General features: G+C 40.6%; 8 protein-coding genes. All 8 read left to right on the top strand.

All coding sequences use genetic code 11. The features are described from left to right. Positions 1 to 136: 136 nt before the first annotated feature. Complete coding sequence (locus ACYQ2M_RS00930) at positions 137 to 1510, top strand: hypothetical protein (protein ID WP_459914421.1); 1374 nt, start codon at positions 137 to 139, stop codon at positions 1508 to 1510. A gap of 483 nt (positions 1511 to 1993) precedes the next feature. Then, entirely contained in the window at positions 1994 to 2968 is a 975-nt protein-coding gene (locus ACYQ2M_RS00925; protein ID WP_459914420.1) for a GDP-mannose 4,6-dehydratase, read from the top strand. 16 nt (positions 2969 to 2984) lie between these two features. Then, entirely contained in the window at positions 2985 to 4139 is a 1155-nt protein-coding gene (gene gmd, locus ACYQ2M_RS00920) for a GDP-mannose 4,6-dehydratase (protein WP_459914419.1), read from the top strand. 25 nt (positions 4140 to 4164) lie between these two features. Further along, on the top strand, positions 4165 to 4941 hold the full coding sequence (locus ACYQ2M_RS00915) for an ABC transporter permease (protein ID WP_459914418.1): 777 nt from the start codon (positions 4165 to 4167) through the stop codon (positions 4939 to 4941). Between the two features lie 241 nt (positions 4942 to 5182). Beyond that, on the top strand, positions 5183 to 6319 hold the full coding sequence (locus ACYQ2M_RS00910) for a glycosyltransferase family 4 protein (protein ID WP_459914417.1): 1137 nt from the start codon (positions 5183 to 5185) through the stop codon (positions 6317 to 6319). Next, positions 6316 to 7578: an ABC transporter ATP-binding protein gene (locus ACYQ2M_RS00905; RefSeq protein ID WP_459914416.1), complete on the top strand. Its 1263-nt coding sequence runs from the start codon at positions 6316 to 6318 to the stop codon at positions 7576 to 7578. The genes ACYQ2M_RS00910 and ACYQ2M_RS00905 overlap by 4 nt, the downstream gene beginning before the upstream one ends. Further along, a complete protein-coding gene (locus ACYQ2M_RS00900) occupies positions 7575 to 9170 on the top strand; it encodes a class I SAM-dependent methyltransferase (protein WP_459914415.1) in 1596 nt (531 codons plus the stop codon). Before ACYQ2M_RS00905 ends, ACYQ2M_RS00900 begins: the two co-directional genes overlap by 4 nt. Then, a complete protein-coding gene (locus ACYQ2M_RS00895) occupies positions 9167 to 12520 on the top strand; it encodes a glycosyltransferase family 4 protein (RefSeq protein ID WP_459914414.1) in 3354 nt (1117 codons plus the stop codon). The genes ACYQ2M_RS00900 and ACYQ2M_RS00895 overlap by 4 nt, the downstream gene beginning before the upstream one ends. The last annotated feature ends 91 nt before the right edge of the window (positions 12521 to 12611 follow it).

Here is a 12611-nt window from a genome sequence, read left to right as displayed (position 1 = left end):
AGTTGTAATTTCACAAAAAAAAAGCACTTGTTTAAATTTGTCAAATCATGGTCAAATATAGACACGCGCAATCTCAAACGACACCGAAACTGAAGGTTTTTTCCAAAGGCATATTTCTTGCATTTATTTTTATATTATGAAAATTTTAAAAACAACAACTCATATTGTTATCGTCATCCTTCTTGTTTTGGGTATTAGTGCATTAAAATCGCATGCATTAAATTCCAACGAGGATCTTGCTTCTTTTACAGAACTGATTAATGAAATAAGGATGGACCCTTTTACCAAAGCCGAATCTCTGGGATATGATAGAGAAACGCTTAAGCAAACACTTCCCTGGTTACAGGATTCATACCCTCCATATAATATTGATAACTTCCTAAATTCAAGAGCTATAGCGCATAACGCTATAGATGAAGAAATTTCAGAACCTGGTTTGACGCCGGAATACGATTACGCCAAAACAGGGGAGACCGGCGGAGTAATCACTTTTCTAAATTTTCTATCCCCAGATAATGCTTTCAAAATTATTGTTGAAAATATTTTCAAACAAGAGCTTAATCCGGAAAGAGTCAGCCCATTGCACATCCTCAGCACTGAATTTCATCTTTTAGGAATTGATGTAAATGCAGGGGTTGAAATGGTTGATGATAATTGGCGGAACGCTTATTTTGTAACTATCTGCTTTGGGTCATCTATTCTAAAGTCTGAAATACAACTTCTGACAATGGCAAACCAGATCCGATCCCGCCCTTTAACCTTGGGAGCATATCTCAATCCAAACGCCACTGAACTGATAGTCAACAATCTAAATTTCATTACATGCACCGCTGGCTATCCACCACTTTTTCAAAACTCGTCCCTCAATGAATCTGCAAAAGCCTATTCAAGACAACTGATCACGATAGACAGAGATTCTTCTATAACTCTGAGCGATGATCCATTGCTGCGTGCTTTAGAGATGGGATACAATGGTATCGATGTCGCAGAAACCTTTGTGCTGAGAATACATTCTATTCATGACACATCTTCCGAAATAGCCAAGACAGCTTTCGCATACCTGCTTCAAAAAGAATTGAAGGCTACCCCGACAAGGGGGGGCATTTTTTCCCTGACAGCAAATCAGAGTGGTGTTGGTATAAGCCTTTTTCCTTACAATGATCATATAGTAGTTGCCAGTTCTTCCATCAATGCGGGCACACAACTTTCCAATAACGAAATATTGGAGAAAGCTAAAATTTATGGCATTGTTTATTCAGACGACAATTATGACACGGTGTACACTCCAGGGGAAGAGAAAGAAGAAGCAACGATTGTTGTTTTCAGCAAATCAGAGAACATCATTGTAAATCAAATTACAACTGACAGAGCTGGGCACTTCACCATGACACTTGACAAAAACAAGGATTACCGTTTTGAAACAAGCTATAAAAATACGACACATTCTGTGGAAATTTACATTGAGCAAAACATGTTTCTCCCTATTGAAGTTACCTCACTGATCCCATAATTTTTTCTTCTCAGCAAAAGAAAATATATGCTGAATACTGAAAAACCCCATTACCAGCCCATTTCCCAGCACCACCCAAGTTTCATCTTGACTTTCCATTACAACAATATTATATAATCACTTTTTGTCTGATTATTTTTTGAGTGAGTGTAAAGAAAATGACATATCTATTTTCACCGCTGGCATTCTATTTAAGGCTAAGAAATCCCCTTCAATTTTTTTACACGCTCTGACTTCTACTCCACATTTGGGCGTTCTTTAAAGTAGTAGAAATAAATTTAATTTAAAGACCAGGAGTATCTAAATTTATTAGAATTAAGGATTTTTCCTCTTTAAATATGGTTTCCAATAAGCATGGTCTCATAACTGAGGCCTTTTTTGTGAGCAAACCAATAGCTTTTTATGGAAAACTGAAAAAGCAACAAAAACAACTTTGATACCCGTGTTAAAAATTAGAATTTTAATAGTATTTGGGAACACTTAATGAAAACAGCCATAATATTCGGCATTTCAGGTCAGGACGGTGCTTTTTTATCAAAATTGCTCTTAAAAAAAAGATATCGGGTGATTGGCGTCTCCCGTAATATCCAAAACGCTTCATTGGCAAATCTTAAAAGAATGAATATCATTAATGATATTCAATTTCTGTCTTGCTCAATGCTTGATTTCGATTCTATATTTAAACTCATTGAAAAAAATGAGCCTCATGAAATATACGATCTTTCCGGCCAGAGTTCAGTTGCCCTTTCCTTTAGAAAGCCAGTTGAAACTTATGAAAGCATCACCATTGCAAACATGAATCTGCTTGAAGTTCTTCGAAAATCAAATGCACCGGTTAAGCTTTTCAACGCCGGATCCAGTGAATGTTTTGGGGACACCCAAGGAAAAGCTGCAACTGAAATCACTGCTTTTTCTCCCAGAAGCCCATATGCCGTTGCCAAAACTTCTGCCTGTTTTCAAACAGCTAATTATCGTGATGCATATAACCTTTTTGCCTGCACAGGCATTCTGTTTAATCATGAATCATATCTAAGACCAGAAACCTTCGTCACTCGAAAAATTGTAAGTACTGCCTGCCGCATTTCCAGGGGAAGCAAGGAAAAACTCGTTCTAGGCAATATTTCCATCCAAAGGGACTGGGGCTGGGCTCCGGAATATGTCGAGGCAATGTGGCTGATGCTTCAAAAAGACCAGCCGGATGATTTTATTATTGCAACCGGAACAACATGCAAGCTGGAACAATTTATTTTTTATGTATTCAAAACCCTTGGTTTAAACTGGAGAGAACACATAAAAACTGACACAAAATTCATGCGCCCGGCAGATATTAAAATAGTAAAAGCAAACCCTGTTAAAGCCCAAAAAGTACTAAACTGGAAAGCAAAACACACGGCCTGTGACGTTGCAAGACTGATGGTTGAAGCTGAATTAAATCATGCCAATGACACAGTGATCTAATAATGAAGGGACCAACATGAAAAAAGCGTTAATAACAGGTATAACAGGCCAAGATGGTGCATATCTGACAGAATTTCTAATACAAAAAGGCTATGAGGTTCATGGTATCAAGCGCAGAGCCTCTCTGTTCAATACTCAAAGAATTGACCACCTCTACCAGGAACAACATATAAAAAACCGTAAGCTGATTTTGCATTACGGAGATCTGACGGATGCTTCAAATCTTGTTAAAATCGTTCAGAAGATAAAACCAGACGAAGTTTATAATCTAGCAGCTCAATCCCATGTTGCAGTATCCTTTGAAGCCCCTGAATATACAGCAGACACGAATGCCTTAGGAACACTGCGACTTCTGGAAGCGATCAAAATACTTGGGCTCATTGATAAATGTCGATTTTATCAGGCTTCCACCTCAGAACTTTTTGGCAAAGTTCAAGAAACACCTCAAAATGAGAAGACACCATTTCATCCCAGATCCCCCTACTCTATCGCAAAACTTTATGCGTATTGGATCGTCGTAAACTACAGAGAAGCCTATGGGCTCTATGCATGCAATGGCATCCTCTTCAACCACGAATCCCCCATTCGTGGAGAAACCTTTGTAACCAGAAAAATAACCAGGGCACTTGCCCGCATTTTTCTTGGTCTTAAAGAATTTGTCGCACTTGGCAATCTGGATGCTAAAAGAGATTGGGGCCATGCAAAAGACTACGTGGAAATGCAGTGGTTGATGCTGCAACAAGAAAATCCAGATGATTTTGTCATTGCCACCGGCACGCAACATTCTGTAAGGGAATTTGTTGAACTCGCCGCAAAGGAACTTGGCATTCATCTAAAATGGGAAGGAAAGGGGGTTAATGAAAAGGGGATTGTATCCTCCATAAATTCTTTAAAAATCCAGCAAAGACTAATCCGGAAAGATACCAGACAAAACACAAACATTCCCAAACCAGGAGATGTAATTGTTCGTGTAGATCCTCGCTATTTTCGTCCAGCTGAGGTAAAAACACTGCTGGGAGATCCAACAAAGGCAAGAAAAATGTTGGGATGGGAGCCCCGGATCACCTTTGAACAAATGGTACAAGAAATGATTCAACATGACCTTGAAGACGCACAAAAGGACCACCTTTGCAAAATGGAAGGCTTCAAAGTCTGCAATTTTCATGAATAGCAACCAACTGGCCTGATCTTAAATTATGTCAATTCTAAATTTTTCTTTCATAATAGAAATAACCAAACGAGATTTTGCAGAGCGTTTTGCAGGCTCGGTTCTTGGCTCCATGTGGGCCATCATCTGGCCTGTGGTAAATCTGTTCATATATATAGTGATCTTTGGTAAAATCATGGGTGCCCGTCTTCCAGGGACTTCTGACATGAATGCATACGGTATTTACCTTGCGTCTGGACTGATTCCATGGGCAGCATTTGCTGCAACCATAACAAGATCCACATCTGCCTTTATAGATAAGAAACACATCATTTCAAAGGTCAACACATCCCTGCCATCCTTGCTGCTTCACATCAATCTATCAGAAACCATTACCTTTGTAATTTCCATGATGGTCTTTTTTTTAATACTGACACTTCAGGAATACAACTTCCATAAATCTATGATACTAATCCCTTTTCTTTATTACCTTCAACAACTACTTGCACTGGCTATTGGATTATTTACGGCTGTGTTAAATGTCTTTATTCGGGATGTTCGAGAAATTACCGGTGTTTTTCTGCAACTTTGGTTCTGGTTTACCCCCATTGTCTACGTTTCTGAAATACTCCCCGAGATAGTCCAAAAAGCTCTTGTTTACAATCCTGCATATATTATCATTCAATCATATCAGAGAATATTTGCCTTTGACGATTACCCCCCCCTCCACGCCCTTTTTTTGGTAACCATTGCCACTCACGCTTTATTGATATTTTCCTTTACAATATTTCGCTATCTGGAAAAAGATATAAGGGATTTTTTATGATGGAAGTGCTTTTTCTCTTCTGCTGGACTGGATTGTTTATTGTGTTCTTTTTTTTTATTCTAAAAAAAAATTTTCGATTCAGAGCCTACTTACTCTTGATATTGAATCTCATTTTTTTATCGGGAATTTTTTATTTTTATCCACTACCCAAGCCATCTGTTGCTTTTAAAAAAACAACTTTTAATTCTGAAAAAATAACATCTGCCTTTTTCAAAAATAATCTCACGACAATGCTCAACTCATGAAAATTTTAGTCAATGCAATCCCCATGACCGGTCTGTTGACAGGCATTGCCAGGTATCTGCGCAATCTGTATGACACCATGAACAAACTGGATACAACCCACCTGGCTTACTTCGACGGCAAAAAATCGATGGACTTAATGCCACCATTGGCGGCTTCAGATAAATGGCAACAGACAACCAATGCCGTCCGTTCCCTGCCTGACCCGGTCATATTTGGAATGAGAGCGGCGCACTGGTTAAAGTATGAGCACTCCCTTAACAAATTATGCAAAAATAAAAAATTTGATCTTTACCATGAAACGGCATTCACACCGGCAAAGCTTTCTCAGATACCAACCATTTTTTCCATTTACGATCTTTCTCTTCGCCGCTACGGCAAAACCCACCCCAGAGAAAGGGTCTGGTTGTTTGAATACTTTATAAAAACTCGCCTTAAGTACGCACGCCACATCCTCACCATCTCAGAATTCATACGCCAGGAAATTATCGATGAATTCAAAATTTCACCATCCATTGTGACATCAGTTCCTTTGGCACCCGACCCATTATTTTCCAAATGTCCCCCTGGGGATATCGCATTGATTCAATCAAAATACCATCTACCTTCAACATATTTACTATTTGTGAGCTCACTTGAACCCAGGAAAAACATTGGTCTGTTGATTGATGCGCTGGAAAAGACAAATTCGGATATTCCTCTAGTGCTTGTGGGATGGCAGGGCTGGGGAGATAAACAATGGCTTGACAGAATCAAACAAATTAATATGAGAAATCGGGTTTATCTTATCGGACATATTCCAGACAATGATTTAAAAATCATTTACAATGGTGCCCAGGCCCTGATATATCCAAGCCTTTACGAAGGCTTTGGACTTCCCATTGTTGAGGCCATGGCCTGTGGATGCCCTGTGATATGTTCCAATGTGGCCAGTATGCCGGAGGTCGCTGGTGATGCCGCCGTTTTAATAGACCCTTCAAGAAGTGATGAGTTGGCCCATGCCATTGAAATTATTATTCATGATACCACCTTTAGAGAAAAAATAATGGCCAAAGGATTTAATAGAGCAAAGAAATTTACCTGGGCCACTACGGCAGCCAAAACACTTGACGTCTTTAAGATGGTGGGACCATGATATCTGTCCAAGATATTTCCAAGACATTCAAACTCTATCAAAAACCCTCTGATAGATTGAAAGAAATTTTTTCAAGACGGACCTATCATAAATCATTTGAGGCTGTTAAAAACATCTCTTTTGACGTTAATGAAGGAGAAACCTTTGGTATTGTCGGAGAAAACGGTGCTGGCAAATCAACTATTTTAAAACTACTGACGGGGATTTTGATTCCTGATACCGGTACGGTTCACATTACGGGAAAAATTACCGGCCTTCTTGAACTTGGCACCGGCTTTAATTCAGAATTTTCAGGTATTGATAACATTATTCACAATGCCACCTACCTTGGCCTTTCCCGTAAAGAGATTGATGATCGACTTGATGACATTATATCGTTTACAGAACTCAACGACTTCATCAACGAACCGATAAAAACATACTCCTCCGGTATGGTTATGCGACTTGCCTTTTCCGTTGCGATTCACGCGGATCCCAAAGCCTTTGTGGTGGATGAGGCATTGTCCGTGGGAGATGCCTATTTTCAACAGAAATGTATGAAAAAAATCAAAGCCTTTAAAAAGAACGGTGGATCCATCGTCTTTGTCTCCCATGACATGAATGCCGTCAAAGTGCTGTGTGATAAGGCTCTATTACTTGAAAAAGGCAAAATGCTGGAACAAGGCAATCCTGAAACCATCATCAACACATACAATTTCCTCATTGCAAAACACTCCCAAGGAGAAAAACTTCAATATCAGGACACCTCCAGCCAATCATCCAGCTATGGAAACCAGAAAGCCCATATTGATGAAATTGTACTGATTAACGAAAAAAATGATCCTGCTGAAATTCTTTTGAGTGGTCACCCGGCAAAAATAATCATACATATAAAAGGTCATAGCGAAATAGAGCAATTAACACTGGGTTTTGTCATCAGAGATAAATACGGACAAGATATTTATGGAACCAACTCCTATCACCTTAAACAAGATATTTCCATAAAACAGGGAGAACAACTTACCCTCACTTATGCTTTCAGCCAGTTTAACCTAGGTCCTGGAAAATACTCCATCACTGCAGCCTTGCACACCGGTTCAACCCATGTTGATGAATGCTTTCATTGGCTGGACAAAGGGGCGGTATTTGAGGTAATTTCAGGCAATGGTCATATTTTTACGGGATTGCTGCGATTAACACCAGAATTACAAGTAGAAGAAAAAAAAGGAAACCCGTTTTCCCAACAATCTCCTTCGTCTGATTTAAGGGTGAAAATATGATTGAAATGAATACTCCAGGCGTGGATGTAAACAAATTAATGGAATGGATCATCAGGGAGGCAAAACAACTTCCTTCCCCGGAATCAACCATTGGGAAAAAAGAAGAAAGTCTGTTGCCCCCCTGCCCTGAATTCAAACCGTTCCCTTTAAATAATGAGCTGTCTCCCCTATCCCGTAAAGACAGCTACCATTTGAGAGAACTTCTGAACTACCATGGTGAGCAGTTCATCGATAATGCATATCTGTCAATTTTGCAAAGAAAACCGGATCCGCAGGGAAAAATCTCTTTTTTGACCCGACTGCAGCATGGAGACCTGACAAAAACAGATGTTATCGGAAGGCTCCGCTACTCTAGAGAAGGAAGAATTCGTAAAATCTCTGTAAAAGGATTATCCATTCCTTTTTTACTCCACCTACTTTATCAAGTACCGGTGCTGGGAAAAATTTCCAGAATTATAACAGCAGTTCTCAATCTTCCTGCTATTATTAAAAATATTCAGGTACTGGAGCATATGCTTTTCAATGAAAACCATATGCTAAAGACAGCCATTCAGTCACATTCCAGCTACCTAATTAAATTAAACGAATACATTGGAACGCTTAATGAAAAATTAGAGGATTTCATTTCATCCAATACCAAAGGGCTTCAGACAGTTACAGAAGAAGTTCAGACTGTTGCTGAAAACTTTGAAAAACTACGTGAAAAAACAATCCAAATCCATCAGTCCCAAGAAAAAACGATGGAAAAATTGATCTCTTCCCTCTCGGACAAATTATCCGCACAAATGCACAAGTCCAGCGAGACCCACCAACAACTTGTAAACATAGTATACCAAATAGACCAACTTAAAGATTCTTTGCAAACAATGAAGGCTTTCCCCGACAATCAACAACTGGATAACACCAGTAAAAAAGCAAAGAAGCACTTATTTGATACAATGTATTCAGATTTTCAAGATAAATTCAGGGGCACAAGGCAAGATGTCAAACGCCGCATATCCTTTTATCTCCCTTTTGCCCAAAGAGCGCTAACCACAACCGGCGATGGCCTCGTTCTGGATATTGGTTGCGGCCGTGGCGAATGGATTGAACTTTTAGGTGAAAAAAATATCAATGCCCGGGGACTGGATCTTAACAGGGTCATGGTAGATCGATGTCATGAAATGCAACTGGATGTCATTGAAACCGATGCCATGGACTACCTCAATGAGTTAAACAATAAGACCGTCTCCGTTCTGACGGGATTCCACATCGTCGAACATCTTTCCTTTGATATTCTCATATCGCTCATTGATGAATCTTTCAGAGTTATAAAACCTGGCGGTATTGTCATTTTTGAAACCCCAAACCCTGAAAACATTATGGTAGGCGCCTGCAATTTTTATACAGATCCCACCCATAAAAACCCCATTCCTCCGGAAACACTGGAGTTTCTCCTCAAAGCAAGAGGATTTGCAAATGTTGAAATTCATAGGCTAAATCTGATGAAAGAGGTGAAATATATAAAAGACAAGGAGATGGAGGATGTTAATGAAGTTCTTTTTGCCATGAGTAAAGAACAAGATTATGCAGTTATAGGATACAAAGAATGAAACCAAAGGCCATTCATCAATTTCATTCCGGATCAGCTGTGGGGGATGCCGTAACCAACAGTATGATTCTCATTCAAGACATGTTGTGCCAGTTGGGTTTTATATCACAAATCTTTGTTGAGAATCCGGCACCCGGACTTAAAAAGACACTTCAACATTATCTCAAACTTACACCGAATGCCAACGATATCCTTTTAATCCACCATTCCATGGGCCACGAACTGACAGAATGGATACAGTCACTTAAAGGCAAAAAAATTCTTGTCTATCATAATATTACCCCTGCTCAATTTTTTCCGGAGGAATCTGCCTTTCATCACTACTCACATATTGGACGTCAGCAATTACGCACATTTTTACCCTTAATGGATGCCGCCATTGCTGTGTCAAAAATAAATGCCGATGAACTGAAAAATCTGGGTTATAAACACATCGTACAAATCCCCCTGCTGATGGATACGGAAACCCTTGTTCACCGCCCTTGGGATGACGCCATTGTAATAGACAATGCCGATATTTTTACCCTCCTTTTTGTGGGAAGGATAGCGCCCAACAAATGCCAAAAAGATCTAATCACCATTGCCACCCAGTTAAAAAACGCTTTTCACCGCCCCTTTCAATTGATCATGATCGGCGATTATGACATGAATTGCCCCTATTACCAGGATTTGATGAGACAGATCATGGCAGCAGGAATGGAAAACCATGTCCGCTTTACAGGTAAAGTAACAGACCTTCAACTCCTTGGATGGTACCGGGCTGCAGACATCTTTCTCTGCATGAGTGAACATGAAGGATTCGGGGTCCCGTTAATCGAAGCCATGGCATTTAATCTTCCCGTTGTGGCATTTAAAAGCAGTAATATTCCCCACACCATGGCCGAGTCTGGCATACTTGTCACCGAGAAAAAACATGCTGCCATTGCAGCCCTTATAAAGATCATATCCACCGATCGCCCCCTGCGCCGGGCCATTATTAAAAAACAAAAAAAACATGTTGAAACTTTCAAGAGATATCATTTAATAAAACAGCTGAAGCAGTTTCTTATGGATCAGGGCATTGATATTCCCTCCCCCGGAAAGGAAATCTCTATCCAGGACAAAACCTCCCATTACCAGATTGAAGGTCCCTTTGAAACCTCATACAGCCTTGCTCTGGTGAACAGAGAGCTAGGATTTGCCCTGGACCGAACACTCTCTGGCTGTGTGGGTCTTTTCGCCACGGAGGGGCCTGGGGACTATACACCGGATACTGATGCCATCAGTGCGATTCCGGGGCTTTCCGCCCTCTGGAAAAATGGCCAAAAGGCAAGTCGAGCAGATGTGGTCATACGAAATCTCTACCCCCCCAGAGTCTCTGATATGGATGGACAGATCAACCTGCTCTACTTTGCCTGGGAAGAGTCGGCATTGTCCCACCAGTGGGTGACGCAGTTCAACCGTCATCTGGATGGACTACCGGTATTATCAGAATTTGTTAAAAAGACGCTCATTGACAATGGGATTTCTCTGCCCGTCATTGCTGCTGGATGCGGAATGGACCATATCCACCGGGAAGCAATGATCTCCTGCCCAATTACAACTCAGGCCGCTTTTAAATTTCTTCATATCTCTTCATGTTTTCCTCGGAAAGGGGTTGATCTCCTGCTCAAGGCCTTTGCCGGATCATTTAAATTGAACGACGATGTGGCCCTTGTGATCAAGACATTTCCCAATATTCACAATACCATTGAATCACAGGTACGTGACATAAAACAGCAATTTCCGTATTGCCCCCCCATTGAAATTATTAATAAGGATCTATCCTCCGGTGAAGTTGCTGATTTATATAGGCAATGCCATGCCCTTGTGGCACCCTCCCGGGGTGAAGGATTCGGACTGCCCATGGCTGAAGCCATGTGGTATGAACTTCCGGTTATCACCACAGGTCATGGGGGTCAGGTGGATTTCTGCACACCGGAAACCAGCTGGTTGATAGATTTTACCTTTCAGCCAGCCCAAACCCATATGGCACTGTTTAACTCCGTATGGGCAGAACCGGATGTGGAACATCTTGCTAACTTGATGCACCAGGTTCGGCACACACCGAAAAAAGAACTCCAGATAAAACTTTCCGCAGCCAAAGAAAACATTCAGCACAAATTTACCTGGGATTGCTGCGCACAACGATTGAAACAACTTGAAAAACACATTGAAAAGCTCCGGCCCTTAGAGCAAAAAAAATATCAAATTGGATGGCTGTCTTCCTGGAATACCCGCTGCGGAATTGCCACCTACTCAAAATTTCTGGTGGATGCACTGGACAGGAATGCGTTTGACACCCATATTTTTGCATCCTACAACAGTGGAGATACCGGGGACGATAAAACACCCATCACAAAATGTTGGCAGGATCACACCGATGACGGCAGAAGGCTACTTGCGGCATTGAAAAAAAAGAAACCAGAGATCATCATCATTCAATTTAACTTTGGCTTTTTCAGTATTGAAACGCTTAAACAAATCATTGAATTTACCCTTGAGCAACAGATTATTTCCATCATTTTTTTCCATGCCACCAAGGATGTGGTCAAACCGGATTTTCAAGCATCCCTTGCCTCAATAAAAGAAAGCCTTTCCCGAGCGGATCGGCTTCTGGTCCATGGGCTTGATGATTTAAATCGATTAAAATCCTGGGGATTATATAAAAATACAGCCATTTTCCCCCATGGAATAAAGCATGCCCCCCCCACATCACAAAATGATGCAAAAAAACTTGCCCAGATACCAACCCACAAAATCGTAATTGCAAGTTATGGTTTCATGCTGCCCCACAAGGGCCTTGAAGCATTAATTGAAGCATTTTCAAAACTGCGGCATAAACATGAAAATCTTCATTTATTAATGATCAATGCCCTGTATCCAGTACCCGAATCCACAGAAACAAAATCAAATTGCCTTGCCTTGATCAAAGCACACCAGTTGGAAAATTCGGTGACCATGAGAACTGATTTTTCAGAAGATGAGGAAACACTTCAATTGCTCCAAGCAGCCGCCATGGTGGTCTTTCCTTACCAGGAGACAGCTGAATCCGTCAGTGGCGCTGTCAGATACGGCCTTGCAAGCCGTCGTTCAGTTGTGTGCACCCCCCTTGACATTTTTAACGATATAAACGATATTGTTCATATTTTGCCAGGAACCGGTGTTAATGACATTTTTCAGGGACTGGATCAATTGATTTCCCAGGAAAATGTATTGAACAGCAAACGAGAAATCCAAAATCAATATCTTGATGAGCATTCCTGGTGTGTTTTGGGAGAGAGGCTTTCAGGGATGATAAAAGGGCTCTATATTAATAAGTTAACGACTTAACCTGAACAAGGCAGAACCAAAAAGACTTTCTGATTCTGTTATTGCCCAAATAACACAAAAATCAGAAATAAGAATCTAATAGCCCCTCTAA

This window comes from Desulfocicer niacini (genome assembly GCF_054657595.1).
This window is presented reverse-complemented; position numbering and strand designations above follow the sequence as displayed.